Raw genomic sequence first — 25,833 nt, 5'->3', positions numbered from 1 at the left:
TCCTCGCGGCCGTCCTCGCAATAGCAGACTATTGCTGCGGGTTCCGCTGCGGGCGCGCCCGCCCTGGCATCGATTCTGGACAGGAACGGTAGGCTTTTTGCAACGTGCCAGGCCGGCTTACGTCCTCGCGGCCGTCCTCGCGATAGTCTACAGGAACCAACTAGACGAAAAGCCGGTCCGTGTAGGTTGACCGGCTTTTCGAGCAAGAAGTCCTTACCATCGTGGCCGTGGTCGGGAGGGAGAATCTCCTCATGACACGGTGGGAGCTGGTGTCGACGCTTTAGGCATCCCGATGAAGCTTGTCGGGCCCGCTCACCACGCCGAGGGTGACTCCCTGGTTGCACGAAGAATAACGAAGATTCTTTCCTCCACGATCCTGTCGAATCCCGACAGAGGGACCTTTTCACGGTAGCTGGCAGCCACCATTCGGTCAAGGGCCCTATGTAAGCAGCGTTTCGCGTTCCAGCGCGTGCCCTGCCAAGTACTCGCGGGCGTGCATTCGCCGCCTGCCGGCTGGCTGCAGCTCCTCGATCGCGAGCACGCCTTGGCCGCACGCCACGTCAATGCCGTGCGCGTCGGCGCGCACCACGCGCCCGGGCGGTCCCGCGCAACCATGCGCCGTCAGCACATGCGTCCGGTGGAGCTTGATGGGTTTACCGTGCAGGCGGGCGAACGCACCCGGCCAAGGGCTCATTCCCCGCACGTGATTGAATACCGAAACGGCAGGCTCGGCCCAGCACACGCGGCCGTCCTGTTTTTTCAACAGCGGTGCTCGGGTCGCAAGTGAAGGGTCCTGTGCAACCGCTTCGAGGCGTCCTTCGGCCGCGGCCAGCAGATTCTCGGCGAGCAGCTGGGCGCCGAGTACGGCCAGCCTCTGTGCCAATTGGCCGGCCGTTTCGCTCTGACCGATCTGAGTGCGCGCTTGTGCCAGCACCGGACCCGTGTCCATTCCCTCGTCCATCTGCATCAGGGACACACCGGTCTCGTGTTGGCCGCGTACGATGGCCCAGTGCACAGGCGCCGCGCCTCGCAGCCGCGGAAGCAGCGAGGCATGGACGTTGAGACAGCCCAGCTTGGGCGCGTTCAGGATGGCCGCAGGCAGAATACGACCGTATGCAACGACCACGCCCACGTCGGCGTTGTGCTGCCGTAAGCTCGCAGCAAAATCGGGGGTGCGAATACTGGATGGCTGCGCGACCGGCAGACCGTGTTCCAGAGCGAAGGTCTTGACACGCGGAGCTGCAAGGCTCAGGCCGCGACCGCGCGGTCGGTCCGGCTGGGTCACCACCAGGCGAACTTCGGCCATACGAGCCGTCTGCTCTAGACATGGAACCGCAAAGGCGGGGCTCCCAAAAAAGATGACACTCGGCCTGCTCCCCATAGTCGCTGCTCGCTCCCAGAAGCTTCTGCCACGGTGCCGGAGAGGTCAAGCCCACCGCGGTTGGATCAAGCCAGCGCGGTTGGATCAAGCCAGCGCGGTTGGATCAAGCCAGCGCGGTTGGATCAAACCAGCGCGGTTGGATCAAACCAGCGCGGTTTCCGTCGCGCGCTTGCGCATCGCGCGCTCGATAAGCCGCCTGCGCAGCAGGCTCACTCGATCGACCAGCAGGCGGCCCTCCAGGTGATCGTACTCGTGCTGAATAGCCACGGCCAACAATCCATCGGCCTCGAGCTCGAAGCACGCGCCACGACGGTCCTGCGCTCGTACCTTGACTCGCTCCGCACGCTTGACGTCTTCCGTGACGCCGGGGAAGGACAGGCAGCCCTCCGCCCACACGACCTCCCCTGATTGGTCCGCGAGTTCGGGGTTGACAAACACTCTTAGATCGCTTGGCTCGTCGTCCCCGTTGGAGACATCGACCAAGAACAGGCGCAGCGGCACACCGACCTGGGGAGCCGCCAATCCGACCCCGGGTGCGGCGTACATGGTCTCCGCCATGTCGTCGATCAACCGGCCGAGATCCGTCCCGAAATCACTGACGGTTAGCGCGCGTTCCCGCAGGCGTTTGTCAGGGTACTTCAGGATCTTCCGAACAGCCATGGCACCTAGAGCATACCTATCACCGTGGTGTCACCCTCGCAAGTTTGGGTTGCGCCGGGACGATGGACGCGGCCTCAGTGTTCAGCCTCTGCCCGGTGAGCTGCGCGGGGCAACTCGAAGGAGATCGTGGGGCTCGGGGTACCGTCGGGGAACGCTGCGCCGATCAGCGAGAGCACCCTGAGCGAGCTCGTGCGCGCGTCGGACTGCACGAAGACCGCGCATGGCGTCGTGCCACAGACGGGCTCCAGCGTCGTGCTGACCGGTGAAGGATCCGTCAGCACGTCCTTGGCGCGGAACTGGAATCGCGCTTCCGTGGCGACAGGTTCGGTCTGGTATTCCGAGCTCGGGGCGTAGCCCTGTGCGACCTCGGCGGCCGTGGGCTTGCTGGTGCCAGCCGCTGGAGGCGGTGCACCCATTCGAACGAAACGCAAGTTGGTGCCGTGGCCGCTTGCGTGCAGCACGATCTTGAGCTCGCCGCCCTTTGCGACGCGCTCGGGCAAGATCGCGCAGCTGCCTGTTGCGGCCTCACGGCAAGCCGACTCCACCGCTTGCCACCGGGTCGCGAAGTCGCTCCAGGGCCGGGGATCCGCCCCCTCGATCGCCGCGTGTTCGTTACCTGTGTACGCCGTAACTTGGTAGCGTTCGACGTGCAGCCAGCCTCCCTCGGTCCCGGCCCCGCCTGCCTTGCGGACACGAAACGCGAGGCGCCGCATGCCCGCCCGCGATGCCGCCCGCAGCACTAGCGCAAGCGTGTCGTAGGGCACCTGTGCGTGCGCCGAGATCGCCACCTGGTCGCGTGCCGCGCCCCTCGAGAGGGCATCGTCCAGTTTGGGCACGCTAGCTCCGCCCCGGTCCGCCGCGGCGATACGTCCGTGTTCCAACTCGAGGGTCGCGACGCTGTCCACACGCAGCTCGGTGGGGCCGATCTCCACCTTCTTGGAGCTTCGCGGCTTGCCGCCCGCGATGCGCAACGCTACCGGCAGCTCGAGCAATCCCAGCAGTGGACCAGAAGCCGGCTGGGGAGCCGCTCGCTTGCCAGCGTCGCAGCCGAACACCGCCAGGAGCGGCACGATCAGCAACCATGGGGCGACGGGCCATGCGGTTCGCCTTGGACACTCCCTCATCGCTGGCGACTATAACCTCGATGCGAACCGGAGGCGATGGGCTTGGCGCGTCGGCGCGCCTGCCGAATGTTGAGGCGCCGGGCGGCGACCACGGCTATGGTAGACCTGCTATCCAGTTCGGAGGCGCTGCCGTTCATGAGCAAGACCCAACCGCATCTATCCCGCCGGCTCGAGTTTCAGCGCATGCGGGCGGACGAAATGCGCGCCCGGGCGTGCGGGTTCCGCGAAACCATGAGCCGGCGGCGAAGCGTACGCGACTTCAGCGACGAGCCGGTGCCGCTCGAGGTCGTTCGCGAGTGCATTTCCGCGGCGGCGACCGCACCATCGGGAGCAAACAAGCAGCCCTGGACGTTCGTCCTGGTCACGGATCTCGAGCTCAAGCACCGGATACGCGAAGGCGCAGAATCGGAGGAGCGTGCATTCTACGGCGGTCGAGCCCCGCAGCGCTGGATCGAGGACCTGGCCGCGTTGGGCACGGACGCCTCCAAGCCCTTTCTGGAAACCGCGCCCGCACTCATTGCCGTGTTCGCACAGCGCCAGGGCACCCAAGCCGGCCAGCGCCACTACTACGTTCAGGAATCGGTGGGGATCGCTGTGGGCATCTTGATCGCGGCGTTGCACCACTCAGGCCTCGCCACGCTGACACACACACCGAGCCCCATGGGCTTTCTTGGCAAGATCCTAGGGCGGCCGAACAACGAACGCGCCTACTTGCTGATCCCGGCCGGTTACCCGCAACGAGATTGCTGCGTGCCGGCGATCGAGCGCAAGCCCCTGGCCGAAGTTCTGATCGAGCGCTGAAGCATGGCTTTCCGCTGGACAAGCTGGTTTGCCGACAAGAGCCGGCAGCGGGTGGCAACCCACCTGATCTTCGGGATGCTGGGGGCCGGCAAGACGACGCTGATTCGCCATCTGCTGGGGCAGCGACCGCCGCTTGAGGCCTGGGCTGTGATAGTCAACGAAAACGGCGAGGCCTCGCTGGAGCCGGACAAGACGTCCGCGACAGGCGATCCAGGGGTTAGCATTCATCCGGTCGGTGGGGGGTGCGTTTGCTGCGATGCCAGGCTCCAGATGCAGATGGTGCTTCGCGAGCTCGTGCTCGAGCGAAGCCCCCAGCGTTTGCTGATCGAGCCTACCGGCGCTGGACACTCCCTCGGCGTTCTTCGAAGCCTGCTGGAGTCGGAGGTTGCCGAGCGTCTGGATCTCAGGGCCACGCTGTGCGTCGTTGACCCACGCCACCTGCAAGACAAGCGCTTCACGGAGTCCAGTGAGTTTCAGCAGCAGGCGCAGCTGGCCGATATTCTGCTGGCCAACAAGATCGATCTGGCATCGAAGGACGAGCTGCATGCCTTCGGACGTTGGGCCGCGACGCTTGCCCCCGGTGAGGCCCGGGTGCTTCGGGTACAACACGGCCGAGTTGAATTGCATGCCGTCGATCGTCGAGCGGACCTGACACGTCTGAGCCTAGGCCGGCAGCAACCACGGGAGGAACCGAGCCCGAACCGGGGTGCCGGGCACGGCGCTCGGGACGTGCCCGCGCCAAGCAAACCCCTGCGCTCGCAAACGCGCGACGGCGGTTGTAGCTGGTTGTTCAGCAAGGCGGACGTCTTCAGCAAGAGCAAAATCATCGGGGTGGTCATGGATTTGGCTGGACACACGCCCGCATTCGCCGGGATCAGGGCTGCGCTGCGCACCGACGCGGGTCCCACGGTGCTGACCTGGCAACGGGGTACCCTGCGGTTGGCCAGCGCCGGCGAGCTGCCGGAGAGCCGTTTCGAGCTGCTCGAAGGAGCTAGGGCACAGCGGGATTGGGATGCGATCGAGCACAAGCTGCTCGGCGCGCTGCTGACCCACGAAGACGCGGGGGAATGAACGCGGGAGGTCGGTGCCGTCGAGTCAGGGCAAGCTGCGGGCAGCAAGCGGCGCAGGGCGAGTCGCGCTCTCGAGGGCGGGTCTGCACGCTGGCGCACGTTGCGCGAGGGTCGCTCGTGAGGCCGTCGCTCGTGAGGCCGTCGCTCGTGAGGCCGACCACGCAGGCTCGATCCCGCCAGGACGCTGCTTGGCTCGCGCGATCCTGGGCCTGAGCTTGGCGCTGTAGTAACGCACGAAGCGACGAAGCGCCGGAACATCGCTCTTCGGAATGCCGGCACCCGGTATTCGGCGCATCTTCTCGATATACAGATCCCAATGCCGGGGCTCGCGGATCGTCGTGGTCAGCGAGCGTGAAAGCGAGTGACAGCGCGTGCAGCGTCTGGCAAAAACCTGGTAGTCGTCGCGCACCTCCTCAGGCGCGTCACCGAGCTCTACGGCGGCGATCCGGGAGCTCGCGGGCTCGCTATCTCTTGCTTCCGAAAGGGCACCCCCACAGCCCGAAAGCACCAGCAGCAGCGCGGGCGTGAAGAGCCTCGTCCGGGCGAGGCGAAGCTTGGCCGAATCGACGCCCACGGCGGGGTCGACACCAAGCTTCGACGGGCTCACGCAAAGCGCAGAATCGACGTTCGGCGCGGAGTTGAGATCCAGCGTACAACCGGCGGGCGGCATAGCATGGGCGCTGCGCCGTGAAACGAAAGCCGGGTCGAAGGCGAGACGTGGCCGTCCCTGTCTTGCGTATCCAGTCATCGATTCAGCTCCTCCTGGCTGCCTGTGTGGAATTGAGGGAATTGGGTCTACCTGCGCTGCACCGAAGCGGGCTTGTTGATCGATCGCCCGATTGCCTGGCCGTCCAAGCGTGCTAGGGGGCAGTAGCCGCTTGTGGATGCCTCCTCTTCGGTATACGTGGACACGATCGCTGCACGCAAAATTGCTGCAGACCTGCTCGCAATCGAGCGTTTCCGCATCTGAGCTCCACGTGCAGCCGGACCAAACACGCACGACGCAGGAACAACTTCATGTCATCTCTCAGTGAACATTTCGACACGGAAACCGAACAACTGCTCGCCTACCAGTGCAAGGGAATCCAAAAGAGCTCGCTGCAGCTTCCGGGCCCGGATTTCGTGGACCGCGTCCTTTGCGCCACGGACCGCCCCGGCACGGTGCTGCGCAACGTGCAGCTGTTGTTTGACTCCGGGCGCCTCGGCGGCACAGGTTACATGTCGATTCTTCCTGTCGATCAAGGCATCGAGCACGCTGCCGGCGCGAGCTTCGCCAAGAACCCAATCTACTTCGATCCGGAGAACATCGTGCGCCTGGCTCACGAAGGTGGCTGCAACGCGGTCGCTTCGACGCTCGGCGTTCTGGGTAGTTGCAGCCGCAAATGGGCCCACAAGATTCCCTTCCTGGTCAAGCTGAATCACAACGAGCTGCTCACCCATCCCAACGAGCACCAGCAGGACCGCTTTGGGTCGGTGCGGCAGGCCTTCGACATGGGCGCGGTGGCCGTGGGAGCCACCATCTACTTCGGCAGCGAAGACAGCCGCCGCCAGATCGACTACGTCTCCGAGATGTTCGAGGAGGCCCACTCGCTTGGCCTCGTCACGGTGCTGTGGTGCTATCTCCGTAACAGCGCGTTCAAAAAGGAGGCCGACCATCACACGTCGTCCGACCTCACTGGACAAGCCAATCATCTCGGCGTGACGATCCAGGCAGACATCATCAAACAGAAACTCGCCACCCATACGGGCGGCTACGTTGCACTGAACATGGGCGGCAGCAGCTACGGCAAATTCGACGCGCGCATCTACACCGAGCTGCAGGCCGCGGCCAAGGACGGCGGCGGTGGCCATCCGATCGAGCTGGTCCGCTACCAGGTCGTCAACTGCTTTGCAGGACGCAGTCCCATGCTCAACTCGGGCGGGGCTTCGAGCGGGCAGGGCGATTTCGCCGAGGCGGTGAAGACCGCAGTCATCAACAAGCGCGCCGGCGGCGTCGGCTTGATTTCGGGTCGCAAGGCCTTTCAGCGCTCCATGCAGGACGGTGTAAGGCTCCTGAACTTGATCCAGGATGTCTACCTGGATAGGTCCATCACGGTTGCGTAGGTTGCGTAGTTCGTGCCGTCCTCGGGCAAGACGATGCGATGTGGTCTGGATGATCAACGCCGGTGACGCGGCGAGCGGCTCGACACGCACCGAGGAGCTCGTGTATCGCGACGGCGTCTACTACGAGCTATCGGTCGCGGACCATGCCCAGTTCCCGCTGAACTCGATCTTCAACCACGAGCCCAAAAAGACCAGCAGCGGAGAGCCTGCCAACGTATTCCGCAACTACCTCTACATGCACATGAGCCGCGGCGCGATGCTGGTCGAGTACTACCTCAAGACCGCCGCGCTTCAGGCGAGCGACTGGGATGCGCTCGCGGAGACGACCAAGTGGGCGCACGAGTTTACTCCGGCGTTCGCCCGGGTCCGCATGCACGGAGGTGACCCGCGCAAGGGCCAGGTGTACGGCTACGCGGGCTTTTCCGACCGCTTGGCCTACGTGTCGTTCCACAACCCGGCCCAGACGGCGCAACCCTATACGCTGGCTCTGGATCGCAGCCTGGGAGCGCCAGCCGCGCCAACCCGTTTCGTGCTGAGCTCGCCCGTTCAGGGCAGTCTCGCGGGATTGCCCCGCTGCCTGATGACGGGCGCCCCCATAACGCTCATGCTCGCCCCCAAAGAGATTCGCCTGCTCGAGCTCCGCGCAGCGACGGGGCCGGCGCAATGCAACTGACCACCCACCAATTCCTTGCTTTGCTCTGCGCGGCGTGCTGCGTATCCGCTTGCAGCGGCCCCACCGCTTCCCTGCCCCCTCCTGGTTCGGGAACGTCGGGCGGCGCGGTTGCCATGAGCGGCAGCGGCGGCAGCGGCGGAGTGGGGATCGTTGCAGGCATGCCAGGGGGCGCAGGTGTGGCAGGGCTCGGCCCTGGGGGCGCGGGCGGACCGATTCCACCGCCGCCGGCCAGGGTCACGCTGCAGTGGATGCTCGAGCAGATGGTCGATCGCGACCGCCTGGCTCGCTTTCCCACGGCCTTTCGGCACAAGTCGCTCCAGTCCAGCAGCTACAACCGAGAATCGAAGCCGCCGGTAGGCTCGCCAGGCTGGTTCGCGGACGGGGACGGCGTAGGGGCCATCCGCAGCGAGGGAGACGAACGGGTGTTGATGGAACACCGGGGGCCCGGAGCCATCGTCAAGATCTGGAGCACGTTTTTCTATTACGACTTCATGAACCGCTTGGGCCCAAAGATTCGTATCTATCTGGACGACAATCCGGTCCCGGTGATCGAAGAGTACTTGATCGAGCTCGTGACCCGAAACGAGTGGTTGGTACAGGAATACGGACCAGTCCCACCCAAGCAAAACAGCTTCGAAGTGCCCGGCGTCTTCGCGGGCTTCACGGCGCGTGCTGGAAACCTCTACCTTCCCATCCCCTATCAACGCAGCTGCAAGGTGACTGTCGCCGACACCCGAAACTTCTACAACATCATCAACTACGTGGAGTTCCCGCCGGGCACCGTCGTCGAGACGTACACCCCGCAGGGCTTTCAGCAGGCCTTGGGCACGATGCAGACGGTCAGCGCCCAGCTCGCGAATCCCACCGATTTCGCGGGCGGTACGGCCAAGCATCAGAACGCCACCTTGGGCCCGGGACAATCCCTCACGATTCCCCTTGCGCCGGGCAGCAACGCGGTACGCCATCTCGAAGTGAAGCTCGCCGATGCCTCGCGCCAACGCCTGCGCTCCACCATCCTGAAGGGCACGTTCGACGGCGAGCAAACAATCTGGACGCCGCTCGGCGACTACTTTTGCAGCGGTAACGAGGTCAACCCGTTCAAGACCTGGGAGCGCGAGATGCGCCCCGACGGTACCATGATCACGCGCTGGGTGATGCCCTACCAGCACGCGGGCGAAATCGCCTTCGAGAACCTGGGGCCGGACCCGGTGACCCTGGAGGTGAAGCTACAGACGGCGCCATGGTTCTGGGACGCCGACTCGATGCACTTTCATGCTCATTGGCGGACCAGCGAGCCCGTGCCGGGTACGCCCTTTTCGGACTGGAACTTCGTGCACGTGGACGGCAAGGGCGTTTACGTCGCCGACGTGTGGACGGTCCTGAACGCAGAGAGAGGCTGGTGGGGCGAAGGCGACGAGAAGATCTACGTGGACGAGGCCTACGATCAGAACGGCACGGGGGACGATTTCCCGACCCACTTCGGCACGGGCACCGAGGACTACTACGGCTGGGCCGGCGGCGTGGACCCGACCGGGCTCGACACCTTCAGTCATCCGTTCCTGTCCAACGTACGCACCGGTAGCGCGCAAGACGTGCGCGGCTACAACATCACGACCCGCTCGCGCGTCTGGGATGCGATCCCGTTTTCGATGCGCCTTCACTTCGACATGGAGGCTTCGTTCGGTACCCAGATGCGCAATCGCTGGAACCTGCTCAAGTACTCGGTGGTGACCTACTGGTATGCGATTCCAGGCGCGCGGCACAATCGTGTGCCCCAGCCGGCCGAGGCAGCCAGGCCCGTGATGACGGTCCAAGAGCTGGACGCACGGATCGCGGCTTTGCGCGGAGCTCCGGCGCCGCAGCCGTAGCTAACCGACCTCGGCCTCGGGGCTGGCGATCAAGCTGTAGACCCGCTGCACGGCCTGCTCGAGCTTCGCGGGGTTGGAGCCGCCCGCCTGCGCGAAGTCCGGCCGGCCGCCGCCTGCGCCGCCTACCACCTCGGCCAGCTGCCGAACGAGCTTGCCGGCCTGGTAGCGGACCGTCAGCGGCTTGGAGACCGTACACACGAGAATCGCCCGACCGTCCTTGGTGGGTGAGCCCAGCGCCACCACTGCGGGCTCGAGCTTGTTTCGGAGCTTGTCGGCCAGTTCCCGGAGCGCGCGCGCGTCGCCCACGTCCACGCTGGCGCCGAGCACGGTGATCGCACCGACCTTGCGTGCCTGAGAGCTCAAGTCCCGGCGGCCACCCGCCACCAGCTGCCGCTTGAGCTCCTTCACCTCGTGTTGCTGCTCTCTGTGGCGTTGCAGCATGCGCCCGACCTTGTCGCTCGTATCCAGCAGGTTGCTCTTGACGAGCCGTGCGGTTTCGGAGAGCTCGCGCTCGAGGCGGCGCAGATGAGCCATGGCGCCCGTGCCTGTCACGGCCTCGATCCGGCGCACGCCCGCTGCCAACCCGGTGTCCGACAGGATCTTGAACAACCCGATGTCCCCGGTGCGCTCGACATGCGTGCCGCCGCAAAGCTCGATCGATTCCGCGAGCGTCAACATGCGCACCACGCTGCCGTACTTCTCCTCGAAGATACCGATCGCGCCCCTTTCCTTGGCCTGAGCGAGCGGCAGCACTTCGGTCGCCGCCGGCGCGTTGCACAGCACACGCTCGTTGACCAGGTCTTCGATCTCCCCGATCTGCTCGGCCGCAAGAGGCCTGCTCGCGGTGTAATCGAAGCGCAGCCTGTCGGGTCCGACCAGCGATCCCTTCTGCACGGCCTGGGGGCCGAGAACCGTGCGCAGCGCCCAGTGCATGAGATGGGTAGCGCTGTGGTTACGCCGGGTGGCCGAGCGGCGCGCGTGGTCGACGGCCAGCCGGACTTGTTGCCCCGGCGCGAACGTCCCGTCGCTGACGCGGCCCCGGTGCACGATCAGCCCGGGAAGCGGCGCCTGGGTATCGCTCACTTCAAACAGGCCTTGTGCGCTCGTGATCGTACCTCGGTCGCCAACCTGCCCGCCCGCTTCCGCATAAAACGGCGTGAGTTTCGTGACGAGCTCCCCGGACTGCCCCTTGGCGAGCAGCTGCACCTCGGATCCGTCGCACAGCAGGGAAGCGATCCGGCTCTCGGCTTGCTCGCGCTCGTAGCCCACGAACTCGACGCGACCCAGGCCGCTTGACAGGTTGCGGTAGACGGCAGCAACCGCTTGCTCGCCCACCTTGGAGCCCGCGCTTCGCTCGCGCGCAGCGCCCAGCGCGCGCTCGAAGCCCTCGCGGTCCACGCTGAATCCCTGCTCGTGTCCGATCACTTCTTGCAGATCCAGCGGGAAGCCGTAGGTGTCGTAGAGCTCGAACGCCAGCGAGCCCGGCAACGTGTGTCCCGGCTTCTTGCCCGTGGTGTGGCTTTCGAGCCGCTCGAGCCCTCGCCGCAACGTGGCGCGAAATCGCTCCTCTTCCTGCTCGCTGATCTGCGCGACCAGCGCGCGCTGCTCGTCGAGCTCCGGATACTCCATGCACAGTAGATCGACGGCCTTGAGGGCGCACTCGTGCAAGAACAAGCGCTCGATGCCCAACCGATGCCCGTGGCGGATCGCTCTGCGCATGACCCGCCGCAGCACGTAGGCGCGGCCGTCACGGTCGGGCAGGACACCTTCGCTGATCAGGCACGACGTCATGCGCGCGTGATCTGCGATCACGCGCATGGATATGTCATCCGCCGCGAGCGTTCCCCGGTACGGCTTGCCGGCGATCTCGGAAGCGAGGTCGACGATGGGTCGCAACAGATCGGTGTCGTAGTTGCTGAGCACGCCCTGGGCCGCCGCAGCGAGACGCTCGAGCCCGGCTCCCGTGTCGATCGAGGGGGCGGGCAGCGGCCGCAGGGTTGCTTTCGCGTGGCGCTCGAACTGCATGAACACCAGGTTCCAGAGCTCTACCCAACCGCTGCCGTCAGGCCTTGGCTCATGGCCAAGGGTGGCTGGATCGGGCAGCCCCTCCCCCTGAAAGTAGTGGATCTCGGAGCAGGGACCGCAGGGGCCGGTATCGCCCATCTGCCAGAAATTGTCCTTCGCCCCGCAGCGCAGGATGCGCTCCTCGGGCAGCCCTGCGACCTCGCGCCAAATCGCAGCGGACTCGTGGTCCGGCTCGAGCCCCTGATCGCCGCCGAAGATGCTGACGACGAGCCGATCGGGGGGCAGGCCGAGGCCTTCGGTCATCAGCTCCCAGGCAAGTGCGATGGCCTCCTGCTTGAAGTAGTCGCCGAACGAGAAGTTACCGAGCATCTCGAAGAACGTGTGATGCCGGGCCGTCACGCCCACGTTCTCCAAGTCGTTGTGCTTGCCGCTGATGCGGACACACTTCTGGGCCGTCGTGGCTCGCTTGGCCGGGCGACTTTGCTGCCCGGTGAAGACATCCTTGAACTGCACCATCCCCGCATTGCTGAACATCAACGACGGATCGTTCGGCGGCACGAGCGGACCCGAGGCAACCGGCTCGTGGCCGTGTCGCACGAAGAACTGCCTGAAGCCGTCGCGGATTTCTTTTCCTGTACGCACAGGGCCCAGTCTCTAGCCTACTCCGTCAACAGCCGCCAGGGAGCCAGCTCCCCGCAGGTTGGCCCCAGGATGGATGGGTGGTCGCTCCACCATGTTCCGCGCCGACCAATCCATCCAGTGATAGTGGGGTCCTGCAGGGCCTCGAGGGGTTGGTGGGAGAGGCATGGAGGAGACACGGATTGGCTTGACGCTGGCTAGCGTACATGTATATATGTGTATGTGGCAACGAAAACCATCTCGATCGACTTGGTCGCCTACGAGACCTTGCGGAGAGCTCGCATCAGGCCGGATGAGTCCTTCTCTCAGGTCATTCGGCGCGGTCACTGGGATAACCCGCAGTCGACGGCTGCTTCATTGCTCGAAGCCCTCGCAATCGCACCGCTGCCCTCCGAAAAGGTGCTGTCGGCGCTCGAACGAGCGCAGGCGAGTGACGAACCGCCCAGCGATCCATGGCAAGAGTAGCCCTTGACACCACCTTCCTGATCGATGTCCAGAACGAACGCCGTGGTCGCGGGCCTTCCCGCGGGGCCATCGCTTACCTCCGTTCCAGCCCGGAAGCTGAGTTGTATCTCCCCACCATCGCCTTGGGAGAGTACCTGCAAGGATTCGCCGATCCCACGAGCGCCGCTGCCACGGCGCTGACGGCGTTTCTTAACCTGCTGCCCGTAACCGCGGAGGTTGCCACGCTCTACGCAGAGACCGTGCGAGTCCTTCGTTCCAAGGGCCAGCTCATCGGAACCAATGATTTGTGGATCGCATGCACCGCACGCGCTGCGGCGCTGCCGATCCTGACGCGCAACAGCGGGCACTTCCGGCGAGTTCCGCGTCTGCGAGTCATCGACTACACCGCCTAACGGGACCGCCCCCACACAGCGAAGATCGGAGCGGCGCTCATCCTGCCTCGACGCCTAGTACCGCTTGCCGCAGCACTTCTTGTGCTTCTTGCCGCTACCGCACGGGCACGGGCTGTTCCTTCTAACACGTTGGCCCACACGCACCGGCGCGGCCGTGACCTGCTCGCCGTCGAGGTAGCGCCAGTCACCTTCGTGCCTGCGGAAGCTGGCTCGCTCGTGGTGGCGTCGGCTTTGGCCGTCGATCGAGTAGCGAGCAACAAACTCGACCACGCCTTGCTCGTCTTCCCGCTGGCCCTCAAGCGTTTCGACGATGTCGAGACCTCGCCACGTGGCATCCCGCGACCAGCGCTCGGCGCTCCTTCGATCCGCCTTGTCCGACGCGTCCGGGTGCAGCGACTCGAACAGGAAATCGATCGCTCCCACCACGTAGGCCGTGTAGCGTGCACGCATCAGCACTTCCGCGCTTGGTGCCCGGGCGTGGCCGGCGACGACCGGACCGCAGCACGCATCAGCCGAAGCACCTTTTCCACACGGGCAGGCCATCGTTTCCGCGGCACCTTATACCGTGTGTCCGACGATCAACAACCGCGTGGCAGGCTAGAGGTGCTCGGCTGCTTCGTCAGAGCCAAGGACCCGCACGCCGTGGCGCAGGAGCTGCACGAAGTGCTTGCGGTTGTCGGTAACGACCACTTCCGCTCCGGCGCCCCGCGCGATCTCGGCCAGGTGCGCGTCGTAGATTCGACCGCCATGGATGGCGTCGTGTGCCGCACCCCGAATGAACGCAACCCTTCGATCCCTCGGCAGCGCGTGGACCACGAAACGATTCATGATCTCCTGCTCCGCAAGCTGCGCGGCCACTCGAGGTTCGACGCGTAGCTCTCGAGGCAACCGGGTCGCCACAGAATAGAACTCCAGGCAGCAATGCCAGGCCGTCAGGGGTCGTTCGAATCGTCCGTCCGAGACACCTGCCATCAGGTGTTGCGCTGGATGCTCCGGGCCGGCCAACTCGATGATTCCGGCGACGAGCACGCTGGTATCGAAAAAGTAGCCAGCTAGAGCGGCCATCGGTCCCGTTCATCTTCGATCAGTGCCGCCACATCGACCCTCGCGAGTCGGTCCGCGGAAGCCGTCGGGCGCACCACAAGCCGTCTGCCGACCCGTACGATCGTCGGGGCGGGGACGTTGCGGGTAAGCCGCAGCGACAGATCTTCCACCGTAAGCACCAGCTCGGTGCCGGGCTTGAGCCCTAGCTTCTCGCGCAGCAGTGCCGGGATGACTACCCTCCCTGCCTTATCGATGGTAGCTATAATGGCATTTAGCGTGGGTTCGTTCATGGTATTTTGATACCATGAACTATGCCATGCAGGCAACGGGACGATGCCGGTCCGACTTGCTTGCGACGCCGTTCCGGGGTGCTTTTCCTGACCCTGACCCTGAGCAAGCACCCGCCCACGAGACTCAACACTGCCTAAGGTTGCCTCGGACCGGCCACGGCCACGGCCACGGCCACGTCCACGACCACGGCCACGGCCACGGCCGCGACCACGACCACGGCCACGGCCGCGACCACGGCCACGGCCGCGACCACGACCACGACCACGGGCGCCTCAAAGCCGCCCTGCGCGGCCGCAACCGATCGAGTTGTTCTTCCGCGGGCCCTTAGTGAACGTCTACCGGCAGGACGGGCACGGGGAAGCGCTCGACCGCCACCCGTTCGAGCTTTTCTCTGGCTTCTTCGGCCGCTTTGCGCATGGCCTCGAGATGATCGGGGTCCTTCGGCCCCTCTGCCACCGAGGCGTCGTAGTAGCGCGCGAACTTTTCGGCCGCCCACTCGGCGGCTCGTGCCACCTTGGGGCTCTTGCAGCGGATCTGGTTGGTCAGATCGTAGATACTGTCCGGGCTCGGGTCTGCGACGCCCGCCCGGCGTGCCGAGGCTACAACGCGTGCGTATAATTCTGCTTCAAGTTTGTCCCAATCGATTTCCATTGGCCTGCCTTTCCCCACCAAGGTTTGGCGTCAATACTAGCCCACGTGGCTAATGTCCATCCATGTCCATCCATGTCCATCCATACAACTGGTCCATACAACTGGTCCATACAATTGAACGTCGATCGTCACCCTTCGGTCCTATTTGGTCGGGCGGGTGCCCTGGTGCTACGGTCGAGTCGACGGGAGGCATAGCATCCTAGTCCTAGTGCTCCGCAGGCTTGCGGAATTTGAGGGTCATGCGATCGCTCTCGCCGATGGCCAGGTACTTGTCCCGGTCCTGCTCGCCAAGAGCGAGGCTCGGCGGCAGTGTCCATACGCCTTTAGGGTGGTCAGTGGTGTCCTTGGGGTTGGCGTTTAGCTCTGAGCGGGCCTCGAGCTTGAAGCCTATGCGCTCGCATAGCGAGACGACGAAGGCTTCCGGCACGTAGCCGCGCTTGGCGCTCTGCTCGGCCGCAGCCCCTGGTGGCGCTCGGTGTTGCACCACGCCCAGTACGCCGCCAGGCTTGAGAGCCTCGTACATGGCGCGGTAGACGTCTTGCACCTTGCCGGAGTTGATCCAACCGTGGGTGCTGCGGAAGGTGAGGACCATGTCAAGCGAGTTCGCGGGGCCCAGGGAAGGGTGGTCCGGGTACTCGAACAACACCTTGTCTACCTTGTCGTAGACGTCGGGGTGCTTGGCCACCAAGTCGGAAAAGCGCTTCGCGTAACGAGCCGAGCGGCCCGTTGGGCTGGGGACGGCTGCTGCCAGCTGGCCGTGGTCCCGGAGTACGGGCGCAAGGAGCTCGGTGTACCAGCCGGCGCCCGGGGACATCTCCAGCACCTTCATGTCGGATCCGAGGCCGAAAAAGGTCAGGGTCTCTTTGGGGTGCCGGTAGCGGTCTCGAGCGCGGTTGGCCTCGGAGCGATGGCCGCCCGCGAGCGCAACATCGAGCGCCGCTGCCAGCGTCGGGGCATGATCGCCGCCCGGCGCCGCAGCCTGGGCTGGCGTATGCGTCGATGCGGCCTCGTCGCCGCTCGGGGCATGTGCGGCCGCGGGTCGTTCTGCGCTCGAGCCACCGCAGCCCATGTGGCTTGGGATCGCGAAAATTGGGATCGCGAAAAGCGCGACGCGTAGGAGGAGCTTCGTCTGGCGTTGCATCCCGCAACAGGACACCCTGTGGAGGCAGCTGTCAAGGGGGTGGGGTGGACCACACCCACGCGACGGCCACCCCAGCTCCCGCGTCATCCATCCTGCGCCCGGCGCCGTCGCAGTCGAAGCTCCTCTGTCAGGCTGAAGAGCACAGGCACGGTCAAGAGCGTGACCAAGCCAAAGGACACGCCGCCCACCGTGGGCAGGGCCATGGGCAGCATCAGGTCTGAACCGCGACCGGTCGAGGTCAGAATCGGGAGCAGCGCGAGCAAGGTGGTGGCCGTGGTCATCAGGCAGGGACGTACGCGACGCTGGCCGGCCTCGCCGACCAAGCGATGGATCTCCGCGACGTTGCTCGGCGCGCTGCCGCGGAAGCGCTGCATCAGGTAGGTGGCGACGATCACGCCGTTGTCGGTCGCGATGCCGAAGAGCGCGAGGAAGCCCACCCACACGGCTACGGTCATGCGCGTTTCCCTTATGTGAAACAGGCTCTGCAGATCGACGCCCCACAGCTCGGCGTCAAGGAAGCCCGGCTTTCCATAGGCCCACAGCAGCAAGAAGCCGCCCGCAGCAGCCAGCGCGGCGCCCGTGAAAACCATCAACGCAAGCCCCGTACGCCGGAACTGCAGGTAAAGCAGCAAGAAGATGATCCCGAGGGCAACCGGCACTAGCACGCGCAGGCGCTCCTCGCTGCGCAGCTGGTTTTCGTAGGTGCCGGCGAAGCGGTAGCTCACGCCGGGGGGCACCTGCAGGTCGCCCGCCTCGATCGTGTCGCGCAACACCCGCTGAGCGGCCCGTACGCTTTGCACCTCGCCGATGCCTTGGCTCGGATCGAAGGTCACGTAGCTGGTCAGGAAGGTGTCCTCGGAGCGGATCATCTGCGGGCCGCGCACGTATTGGATCTTTGCGAGCTGCGCGAGCGGGATCTGTTCCCCGCCCGAAGCCCGCACCAAGACTCGCCCCAGGGCCTCGATGCTGTCGCGCTCCTCGCGCATGTAGCGCACTCGGACCGGGTAGCGCTCGCGTCCCTCCACCGTGCGTGTGAGCGTGCGCCCGCCGATAGCGACCTGAATCATGTCTTGCACGTCCCTGATGGTGAGCCCGTAGCGCGCGATGGCCTGGCGATCGATCTCGATTTCAAGGTACGGCTTGCCCACGATTCGGTCAGCCAATACGGTCGCGGCTTCGACTTCGGCAACGCCCTTGAGAATGCCTTCGACCTCGAGACCGAAGCGCTCCAGGGTCTCGAGGTCGGGTCCCCTGATCTTGATGCCTACCGCCGAGCGCATGCCCGTTTGCAGCATGACGATGCGCGTCTTGATGGGCATGAGCTTGGGGGCTCCCGTGACACCGGGATACTCTGCCGCCTTGGTGATTTCCTTCCAGATGTCCTCAGGGGAATGGATGTGAGCACGCCACTGTCGAAAGGGTCGCCCATCGGGGTCTTGGATGAGCTCTCCCGCGCTGTTCCTCGCATGGGCGCCGATCCGCTCGTCGAACTTGAAGCGAGCGATCGCTCCGCCGGCATCGAGCACGTATTCGGGCTTGTAGTTGATCACGGTCTCGAACATGGACACCGGGGCCGGATCGAGCGGGCTGTCGGCCCGTCCCAGCTTGCCGACCGCGTCCCGCACCTCCGGGATCGCTGCGATCGCAGCATCGATGGCCTTGAGCATCTCCAGGCTCTGACCCAGCGAAGCGTGCGGCGTAGTCGTGGGCATGTACAGGTAGGAGCCCTCGTCAAACGGAGGCATGAAATCGCTCTCGAGGCCGGGCAGAACCGCCGCAACCGACCGACTCAGGTGCGCCTCGCGCAAGCTCTCGGGAAGCCATCCGAACAGGGTGGAGGCTCCTAGCCAAGCCGACAGGCCAAGGCCCAAGAAAGCCAGGTTGCCTGCCAGAAACACAAGCTTGTTGCGCAGGCACCAGGCGAGCAGGCTCGGGTAGACGAGCTGAAAGAGCAGGAAGAGGCCCATCAGCAGCGCGACAGCAAGTGCCACGAAGGCCAGATTCCCAGCCAGCGAGTGCGCCGGACCGAGCGGGAGCCAGTGCTTGGTCAGCAGCACCGCGATCAGCAGCGCGGCAAGAGCTGTGGTGAGCAGCCTGGCCAACCAGCGGGCGCGACCGGGAAGCAGAGGCTCGACAAGCTCCACGATCGCGACCAGCAGCGCAGCGCAACCGAGGCCCGTGCGCCCCGAGCTCAAAAGAAACAGGGCTCCGATGGACACGGCCCAGCCGAAAATGGCCTCGCGCGATCGCAGCAGGTGCGCAACACGCACAAGAGGAGCGGGCGTCTCGTTCGTCTGCTGCCTGCCTCGCAGAAACAGGTGCGCGAGCGGCGGCAGCACGATCACCGACACGGCGAAGGCGGCGAGCATGGCGAAGGTCTTGGTATAGGCCAGGGGTGAGAAGAGCTTGCCTTCCGAGGCGGTCAGGCCGAACACCGGCACAAACCCCACCACCGTCGTCAAGACGGAGGTCATGACCGCCGGCGCCACTTCGGCGGCCGCGCGACTGACGATGTCTCGCGAGCTTGCGCCGGCGGGGGCTTGCTCCAGATGCGTGGCCATGTTCTCGGTGAACACGATGCCCATGTCGACCATGGTGCCGATGGCGATCGCTATGCCCGACAGGGCCATGATGTTGGCGTCCACGCCGAGGTGCTTCATGGCCGCGAAGGTAGCGAGCACGCCGAGGGGCAACAGCGAGCAGACCACCAGCGAAGAGCGCAGCTGGCGCATGATGAGCAAGATCACGATCATGGTGATCAACAGCTCGTCCGACAGCGCGTTGGCCAGGGTGCCGAGGGTGTCGTGGATCAGCTGGGTGCGATCGTAAAACGGAACGATCTTGACCTGGGCCACCCGGCCGTCCTCGAGCGTGCGGCGCGGCAGACCTGGGGCGATCTCGGCGATCTTTGCGCGCACGCGCTCGATCACCGCAAGCGGGTTGTCGCCGAAGCGAACGACCACCACCCCGCCTACGGTCTCGGCTCCGCCGTGGTCGAGGGCACCGCGCCGGGCGGCTGGACCGAAGCCAACCTTGGCCACGTCCTTGACCCGGACCGGCGTGTGGTCCTGGTTGCGGATGACCACTTCGCGCAGGTCGTGTGGCCGGCGGATGAAGCCCAGTCCGCGCACGATGTACTCGGCCCGGTTGATCTCGATGGTGCGTGCCCCCACGTCCAGGTTCGCGCGCCTTACCGCGTGCGCCACCTGCCCGATCGACACGCGATGGGCTCGCATGGCCTCCGGATCGATATCGACCTGATACTCGCGCACGTGGCCACCGACCGATGCGGCTTCGGAAACGCCTGCTACGCCCTGCAGCGCGTAGCGCACGGTCCAATCCTGGATCGAACGCAGCTCGTGCAGGTCGAACGCGCCCGCCACCACCCGCCCTTGCTCGTCCTGTGGCTGGAGCGTGTACCACAAGACCTGTCCGAGCGCCGTGGCATCTGGGCCGAGCGCCGGTGCCACCCCGTCGGGAAGCGTGCCCGCAGGTAACGACGCGAGTTTTTCGAGCACGCGCGAGCGCGACCAGTAGAAGTCGACCTCGTCTTCGAAGATGACGTAGATGCTCGAAAAGCCGAACACCGATGCGCTGCGAATCGAGCGCACGCCTGCAATGCCCAGCAGCGCCGTCGTCAGCGGGTAGGTGACCTGGTCCTCGACGTCGCGTGGCGAGCGCCCGTGCCATTTTGTGAAGACAATCTGCTGGTTTTCGCTGATATCCGGCAGCGCATCCACCGGCACGGGATCACGCGCCAAGGGCCCGAGGTCCCAAGCAAAAGGCGCCACCATGAGCCCAGAACCGACGAGCAGGCCCACCAGAACCAACACCACCAGCTTGTTGGACACGAAGAAGCCGACGAAGGCTTCCCAGCTGCGCTCCCCGAGACTTTGCTGGTGTTCAGTCACGCTGCCCTCGCTCTGTCTTCAATGACGGTGCGCGGTCCCAGCGCCAGCTGGCGGCGGTGCGGGGGGCGCAGCCTCGGACAGCCCCGCGAGCAGTTCGCCTGCCGCGACGCTCGCGCGAAACTCTCCGCAGCGGAGCATGGCCGCGCCGTAATAGGGGTTGGCAAGCGGCTCGTCGTTCTGGATCCACTCGGCTCCCTTGGCATCGAACGCCATGGGACAGAAGGCGAGTCGCAAGGTGGCGGCCGTTGGGTTTCCAAAGCGGCGCAGCAGTTCGCGGATCTGCTTGCTTGTACCTTCGAAGGCGGAACGTACGTCGCCAGGCTGCTTGCCTCGCGCGCCCTGCTGGGCGTGGCCGACCAGCTTGTCTGCGACGACTTGCCAGGCGTCACGCGCAGCGCGCGATCCGAGAGGCTCGACGCGATTGGTGGCGCGCGCAAGCTTGCGGAGCGCGCCACGGGCAGCGTCCATCCCGTCGGACGCGAGCTGCCGCTGGGCATCGAGGTAGCTCAGCACCACGGGCTTGAGCGCATTGCGAAAGGCGCTCGGCACCTCAAGCTCCCGCTCCGGCGTCCGCGAGCGATCGTCGGCCAAGGTCATCATGCTCTGACCGCCCGCGAGCTGCAGGTCCGCATCCAGAACAAAAGCGCCGTTGCTGACGACGCGTTCGCCTTCGCTGAGCCCTTCCAAGACCGGATAAACAGGACCCGATCGCGGCCCCAGTCGCACCACGCGCATTTCGTAGGTCGGGCGGCTGGCGTTGGGAACCTCCACGTACACGACCGAACGCCGCCCGGTAAAGAGCGCTGCACTGTCGGGGATTACAAGCTGGGCCAGGCGCTTGCCGAGATCGGCCTGTACGACTGCTTCAGCGAACATGCCCGGCCGCAGTCGGCCCTTGCGGTTGCTCACCGCAACGCGTACCCGCGCCGTGCGCTTGCGCATGTCGAGCACGGGGTCGATGAACGCGATCTTGCCTGCGAAGGGCTCCTTGGGGCGCCCCTCGACCTTCACTACGACATTCTGGCCCACGGCAAGCTGAGGCAGATCCGATTCGAAAGCATCGATCTGGATCCAGACGCGTGATAGGTCCGCGACGTGGTACAGCGGCGTGCCCGCGGAAACATATTGGCCTTCGTCCACAAGCCGCTTGATCACGGTGCCCGAAAACTGGGTTCGCACGTCCACGTTCTTCGGAGCCTTGCGGGTGCGCGCCACCCGCGCGATCCGGGTTTCGGAGACGCCCAGCAGTTTGAGGCGCTCGCGCGCAGCTTCGAGGGCCGCCCGCGCCCGTCCCGCCGATCCGTGCATACCGCTCGCAAGCTGCTCGACCTGGCGCAAGGCCGAGACGAGCTCCCGCATACCCGCATAGATCTCCGGGCTGTAGAGCGTCGCGACCACGCGGTCTTTGCCAATGCGCTCGCCGGTTACCCGTACATGCAAGCGCTCGATGCGGCCCGCGGTCCAGGGAACCACCGTACGCAGGCGCGTCTCGTCGTAGTCGACGTGTCCCAGCAAGCGTATTTCCGCACGCGGCTGCGTACGGGTGACCGTAGTGGTCCGAATCCGGGCCAGCGCCTGGGCGCGGGCGCCAAGCTGCACCCGCTTGCCCGTGGCAGCGCCTTGCTCGGTCTCGTCAGCGGCAGCGGTTGCAGGAATCAAATCCATACCGCAGATGGGACAGCTGCCCGATGCATCCATTCGGATCTGAGGGTGCATGGAGCAGGTCCAGACCGTGGCCGGCGCGGCCTGCTCGTCCTTTGCGGTGAGCGCTTGGCTCTGTTCCTTGTCCCCGATCCCGGAGGCGCCCAGGTTGTGGCCAAGCCAAAAGGCCAGGGCGATCAACACCAGCGCGATCGCGGAGCCTGCTGGCTGGGGCAACCGTCCAACCCGCATCGATCACCAGCCTCCGGTGCGCTGCTGATCGGAAACCGCCTGCCGATCGGAAACCGCCTGCTCTCCACCTTGTTGGGGTGCCACGGGTCGGCCGACCACATGCTCGAGCGACGCCCAGCCAGCAGCCCAGTCAGCCTGGGCGCCGATCAAGCCGATCTGCAGCTCGAGCAACTCCCGCTCGGCCAGTAGAATCGCCGCCAACGTCGAACGACTGTTGGCGTAGCCGTCGAGCACCGAACGGTAGGTCGTTTCGGCTTGGGGGATGAGGGTGCTCCTGTACAGCCGCGCGCGCCGCGCCGCATCCCGCAGCCGTGACATCACCGTCTCGAGCTCGGCCGTCGCCTGGTCCCGCAGCGCCTGTGCTTGCGCCGCGAACGCGGCTCCCTCGGCTCGCGCTTGAGCTTCGGCCGCGCTGTAGGCCGACGTCCACAGCGGCAAGCTGAGCGAGACCATGGCCATCACGGCGTCCTTGCCACTGTCGTCGAGCTCTCGGTTGAGCGCCTGACCGGTGATCATCCAGTCAACACCAACGCCAATGGTGGGATAACGGCTCGCGCGGGCGCGCAGCACACGCTGGTCGCTGCTTTTGCTCAGCAGCGACAGCGCACCGACGCGCGGGTGAGCCCAGGCGAACGAGCGCAGGGCCTCGATGTCATCCGCTGGGAGGTTACCCACACCCCAGGGCGGCTGCAGCTCCGTCGGTGTCTCACTGGCGGGTGGCGCCCCCACCCGTCGGATCAACGCTGCGCTCGCCGCGCGGATGGTCTCAGCGAGGCCCGCAACGCTGTCGTCGCTGCGAGAGATCGACAGGTCCACTTGGGCCAGATCGGCCAGGCTCGCCGTGCCGGCTGCGATGCGCGCGCGCACTTGATCCGCGAGCGCCAAAAGCACCGCGTGCTGCCTCTTTCTTACCTGTTTCGAGCGTCTTGCCCGCCACAGCTTCCAGTAGGCATGAGCCACCTGTGCCGCCAGGGTGAGCGCATGCGCCTCGAACCTGCGCTGCTGTGCCAGCGCACCGTAGGCGGCCGCGCGGCCACCGGCGGTCAGCTTCGAAGGCCAGGGGAACATCCAGCGAATGCCAAGCCTGTGTTGCTGCGGTCCCACGCGCGTCTCGACGTGACGCACGAAGGCCGCATAGCTGATCGCAGGCTCGGACAGCTTACGCTCCTGGGCGGGCTTGCTCGCAGCCGCGCGCCATTGTTCAAAGGAGGAACGCAAGCTCGGGCTGAGCGCAAAGGCATGGGCAACGTAGCTGCTCAGCTTGCCATCGAATCGCGCTCCATCGAATCGCGCTCCATCGAATTGCGCTCCGTCGAATCGTGCTGCGGGGCGCCCAGGCCGTGCGCCGCCTTCAGCTGCGTTCAAACGAGCCGAAGTGCGAGCCAGGCCGGCTTGCGATGCGCGTTCCAGCTCGCTCGCGCAACCCAGCGCGACAACGCAGCCCACCAGAGGCAGCCTGCGCCGCACATCAAGAAGGCCGATCAGCACCTCACACACGCGGAGCTTCACACCTGCCGTCCGACAATCGCCGATTCCGACCGCAGCTGGCTGTTTTGATGATCGACCCGACTTCTTGAGAAAGAGCTTGATGAAGGCGCATTGCAGGTCGGACGACCCGGCGGAGGTGTTGCGATACACATTGCGGTCGTGGTCGTGCCCGGTACTGGCGCGGCGGCTCGAGATGACACCTGGCTTCGCGGATAGTCGGTTCAGTGGGCAGCGAATCGGTAGAGCAAGATGTCGCGTGGGTAAAGGTCTCCGGAACTGGAGGTCAAGGTCTCGCCGCTCGGAAACAGAGCGGTGCCCTCCATGTTGCCGGTGCCGACGACTGCACCGTCCACGGGATCTGCGGCGATGTCCTCGATGCCGCTGTCTCCAGTGCCCCCCACGACTTTGACCCACTGAAGCCCGCCCTCGAGGTCGTACTTCGCGATGGAGTGGCTGCGAACACCATCGGCCACCGAGCTCACGGTCTGGACCAGGCCCGGGGGAATGCCAAACGTGACGCTGTTCACGATATCGTGACCGATGTAGAAGAACTGCCCGATCACCGGGTCGTCTACGACCTCGATCGCGAAGCTCCCACCGCTCTGTTTGACCCAGCTCAGGCTGCCATCCGGCAGGTACTTGGCAACGAACGAGACCCTGCCGGGAGCCTCGAGAGCGGCTGCAGCGGGCGTGTCGACGCAAAGCGGCTGCCGCAGTGCGGGATCGAAAGCGGGCGGGGGGGGCGGTACGCCCGGGCGAAGCGGGATCCTCGGGAAGAGCCCGCAGTTCGCCAGCTGACCCGACACGTAGACGTTGCCGGCGGCGTCGTGACCAACGCCCTGGCCACCCGTGTAGCGTCCCGGGTAGCCAGCATGAGTGACCCACAGCACGCGCCCGTCCTGAGCGTAGTGCACGAGCAGCATGTCGGAGCCCGCCGACCCCCCAAACGGGATTACAACGACATCGTTGTTGAAGCGGTCGGTGACGTGGTCGGGCGCGGCACCCGCGATCACACCCACCACGATCTCGCTGCCGTCGGTTTGCACGGTCACGTCCCAGCCTACCGACTCGTCGCCCATGCCACCCACGTCATCTGCCCAAAGCACGTTGCCCAGCTTGTCGAACTGGGCGACGAACATATCCTTGCTGCCCCTCGCGTGCAACTCGATCGGAGCCGGGCCCAGGGCTCCAAGCGTCATCGTGCCACGGAAATCCCCGGTCACTGTGATGAGCTCGGTCGTGGGGTCGATGGCCACGCCCCAAGCTTCCGCCTCGTCGGGGCCGTCGGGGTCGGGCAGGATCATCGCTGTTCTCGACCAGATCACCTGGCCTGTGGGGTCGTAGTCCGCGACAAAAAGGTCCCGGCTGAGCGACGTCAGCGGCGCGCCAGGCTGAAACTCCGCGGCTCCGGTGAAGTCTCCGACGGCCACGACGCTGCCGTCGACCGGATCGACCGCAAGCCCTCGGATCTCGCCCTCGCCCCCCAGGCCCGGGGCCGATTGTACCCAGAGCACGTCTCCGTTCCTGCTGTACTTGATCAGGCCCGGATCTTCGTCGGCTGCCGTGCTCACGCTCATCCCATCGAATGCGACCGTACCGTACTCGAGCTCGGACATGCCCCAACAATGCGCTGCGATGTCGCGGCCGCTCTGATCGGAGTCGCCCATGCCCACTCCCAGGTAGACGTTGCCCATCCAGTCGACGGCTACGGCATTGCCGTCCTCGTTAGCGAGGCTCCCTCCGCAGCGGGCCCAGGCGTCGGGCGTCCCGGCACCGGTGCGGATGCACGATCGCTGCAGCTGACTGGCAGGCGGGAAGCCTGCGCACTGGACACCGCCGGGGCCGGGCCCGGCAGGGACCTGGTCCGACTGCCCGCTGCCGCAGCCGGCCATGCAGGCGAGCACCCACACGGGTGCCGAGAGATAGCCGAGCTTCATGCCGACCTCCGGGGTCACCACTATCCGTCGGGGGCGGCCGGGGCAAGCCAGCTCGCGGATCGACGCGGATCAGCGTCGGCTGCAGCCGGCGCAGGCCGGGATCAACAGCCACCTTCACGAAGTGACGCCCGATGCCGTCGAAGCGCTCGGGGATGGCACCCGGGGCTGCACCCGTACGGCAGCAGTGCGGGCGTCGCACAGGCCAGGATCCAAGGCTGCGTGCCTGGTCGACTACCTTGCGCATGGTGATGCATGGTGATGGCTTGCTAATGTACA

The 25,833-nt window shown here is 65.6% G+C and carries 22 protein-coding genes; 8 read left to right on the top strand and 14 right to left on the bottom strand.

Annotated elements, in window-relative coordinates:
• Positions 1-439: 439 nt before the first annotated feature.
• From fmt to MJD61_22455, 3 genes are all read right to left on the bottom strand, one after another.
• Complete coding sequence (gene fmt / locus MJD61_22465; GenBank protein MCG8558023.1) at positions 440-1,306, bottom strand: methionyl-tRNA formyltransferase; 867 nt, start codon at positions 1,304-1,306, stop codon at positions 440-442.
• Between the two features lie 216 nt (positions 1,307-1,522).
• Positions 1,523-2,041 carry a peptide deformylase gene (def, locus tag MJD61_22460; GenBank protein MCG8558022.1) on the bottom strand — a complete coding sequence of 173 codons (519 nt, stop codon included), beginning with the start codon at positions 2,039-2,041 and terminating at the stop codon, positions 1,523-1,525.
• Positions 2,042-2,115: 74 nt separating this feature from the next.
• Positions 2,116-3,111: a hypothetical protein gene (locus tag MJD61_22455; GenBank protein ID MCG8558021.1), complete on the bottom strand. Its 996-nt coding sequence runs from the start codon at positions 3,109-3,111 to the stop codon at positions 2,116-2,118.
• Positions 3,112-3,348: 237 nt separating this feature from the next.
• On the opposite strand from MJD61_22455, the gene MJD61_22450 reads away from it, so the two are divergent.
• Together MJD61_22450 and MJD61_22445 are read left to right on the top strand one after the other, a co-directional pair.
• Complete coding sequence (locus tag MJD61_22450) at positions 3,349-3,966, top strand: nitroreductase family protein (GenBank protein ID MCG8558020.1); 618 nt, start codon at positions 3,349-3,351, stop codon at positions 3,964-3,966.
• A gap of 3 nt (positions 3,967-3,969) precedes the next feature.
• Positions 3,970-5,037, top strand: coding sequence for a GTP-binding protein (locus MJD61_22445; GenBank protein ID MCG8558019.1), 1,068 nt, complete (start codon positions 3,970-3,972; stop codon positions 5,035-5,037).
• 24 nt (positions 5,038-5,061) lie between these two features.
• Here the strand turns inward: MJD61_22445 and MJD61_22440 are convergent, their stop codons facing one another.
• Entirely contained in the window at positions 5,062-5,784 is a 723-nt protein-coding gene (locus MJD61_22440; protein ID MCG8558018.1) for a hypothetical protein, read from the bottom strand.
• 269 nt (positions 5,785-6,053) lie between these two features.
• On the opposite strand from MJD61_22440, the gene MJD61_22435 reads away from it, so the two are divergent.
• The 3 genes from MJD61_22435 (at position 6,054) to MJD61_22425 (ending at position 9,680) form a co-directional block, all read left to right on the top strand.
• Positions 6,054-7,139 (top strand): class I fructose-bisphosphate aldolase, encoded by a 1,086-nt coding sequence (locus MJD61_22435; protein MCG8558017.1) that lies wholly within the window; start codon positions 6,054-6,056, stop codon positions 7,137-7,139.
• 49 nt (positions 7,140-7,188) lie between these two features.
• Complete coding sequence (locus MJD61_22430; protein ID MCG8558016.1) at positions 7,189-7,812, top strand: hypothetical protein; 624 nt, start codon at positions 7,189-7,191, stop codon at positions 7,810-7,812.
• Positions 7,813-7,925: 113 nt separating this feature from the next.
• Positions 7,926-9,680 carry a DUF2961 domain-containing protein gene (locus tag MJD61_22425; GenBank protein ID MCG8558015.1) on the top strand — a complete coding sequence of 585 codons (1,755 nt, stop codon included), beginning with the start codon at positions 7,926-7,928 and terminating at the stop codon, positions 9,678-9,680.
• On the opposite strand, the gene alaS is transcribed toward MJD61_22425, so the two are convergent.
• Positions 9,681-12,347 (bottom strand): alanine--tRNA ligase, encoded by a 2,667-nt coding sequence (gene alaS / locus MJD61_22420; protein MCG8558014.1) that lies wholly within the window; start codon positions 12,345-12,347, stop codon positions 9,681-9,683.
• Positions 12,348-12,560: 213 nt separating this feature from the next.
• Between alaS and MJD61_22415 the strand changes: the two genes are divergently transcribed.
• Together MJD61_22415 and MJD61_22410 are read left to right on the top strand one after the other, a co-directional pair.
• Positions 12,561-12,809: an antitoxin VapB family protein gene (locus MJD61_22415; protein MCG8558013.1), complete on the top strand. Its 249-nt coding sequence runs from the start codon at positions 12,561-12,563 to the stop codon at positions 12,807-12,809.
• Positions 12,797-13,201, top strand: coding sequence for a type II toxin-antitoxin system VapC family toxin (locus tag MJD61_22410; protein MCG8558012.1), 405 nt, complete (start codon positions 12,797-12,799; stop codon positions 13,199-13,201). Before MJD61_22415 ends, MJD61_22410 begins: the two co-directional genes overlap by 13 nt.
• A gap of 54 nt (positions 13,202-13,255) precedes the next feature.
• Here the strand turns inward: MJD61_22410 and MJD61_22405 are convergent, their stop codons facing one another.
• The 9 genes from MJD61_22405 to MJD61_22365 all read right to left on the bottom strand — a co-directional run bounded on the left by MJD61_22405 (position 13,256) and on the right by MJD61_22365 (position 25,557).
• Complete coding sequence (locus tag MJD61_22405; protein ID MCG8558011.1) at positions 13,256-13,744, bottom strand: SEC-C domain-containing protein; 489 nt, start codon at positions 13,742-13,744, stop codon at positions 13,256-13,258.
• 54 nt (positions 13,745-13,798) lie between these two features.
• Positions 13,799-14,266: a hypothetical protein gene (locus MJD61_22400; protein ID MCG8558010.1), complete on the bottom strand. Its 468-nt coding sequence runs from the start codon at positions 14,264-14,266 to the stop codon at positions 13,799-13,801.
• Positions 14,254-14,535 (bottom strand): AbrB/MazE/SpoVT family DNA-binding domain-containing protein, encoded by a 282-nt coding sequence (locus MJD61_22395; GenBank protein MCG8558009.1) that lies wholly within the window; start codon positions 14,533-14,535, stop codon positions 14,254-14,256. Before MJD61_22395 ends, MJD61_22400 begins: the two co-directional genes overlap by 13 nt.
• A 325-nt stretch (positions 14,536-14,860) precedes the next feature.
• Positions 14,861-15,187 carry a hypothetical protein gene (locus MJD61_22390; protein MCG8558008.1) on the bottom strand — a complete coding sequence of 109 codons (327 nt, stop codon included), beginning with the start codon at positions 15,185-15,187 and terminating at the stop codon, positions 14,861-14,863.
• A 205-nt stretch (positions 15,188-15,392) separates the two neighbouring features.
• Entirely contained in the window at positions 15,393-16,256 is an 864-nt protein-coding gene (locus MJD61_22385) for a methyltransferase (protein ID MCG8558007.1), read from the bottom strand.
• A gap of 155 nt (positions 16,257-16,411) precedes the next feature.
• Positions 16,412-20,239, bottom strand: coding sequence for an efflux RND transporter permease subunit (locus MJD61_22380; protein MCG8558006.1), 3,828 nt, complete (start codon positions 20,237-20,239; stop codon positions 16,412-16,414).
• 18 nt (positions 20,240-20,257) lie between these two features.
• Positions 20,258-22,132: an efflux RND transporter periplasmic adaptor subunit gene (locus MJD61_22375; GenBank protein MCG8558005.1), complete on the bottom strand. Its 1,875-nt coding sequence runs from the start codon at positions 22,130-22,132 to the stop codon at positions 20,258-20,260.
• 3 nt (positions 22,133-22,135) lie between these two features.
• Entirely contained in the window at positions 22,136-23,641 is a 1,506-nt protein-coding gene (locus MJD61_22370) for a TolC family protein (protein ID MCG8558004.1), read from the bottom strand.
• A gap of 200 nt (positions 23,642-23,841) precedes the next feature.
• Positions 23,842-25,557 (bottom strand): hypothetical protein, encoded by a 1,716-nt coding sequence (locus tag MJD61_22365; protein MCG8558003.1) that lies wholly within the window; start codon positions 25,555-25,557, stop codon positions 23,842-23,844.
• Between MJD61_22365 and MJD61_22360 the strand changes: the two genes are divergently transcribed.
• Positions 25,556-25,816: a hypothetical protein gene (locus MJD61_22360; GenBank protein ID MCG8558002.1), complete on the top strand. Its 261-nt coding sequence runs from the start codon at positions 25,556-25,558 to the stop codon at positions 25,814-25,816. The genes MJD61_22365 and MJD61_22360 overlap by 2 nt on opposite strands.
• Positions 25,817-25,833 lie beyond the last annotated feature (17 nt).

The organism is Pseudomonadota bacterium (assembly GCA_022361155.1).
Taxonomy (GTDB): domain Bacteria; phylum Myxococcota_A; class Polyangia; order Polyangiales; family JAKSBK01; genus JAKSBK01.
The sequence above is the reverse complement of the archived record's forward strand: the minus strand, read 5'-3'. Positions and strand labels throughout refer to the sequence as shown.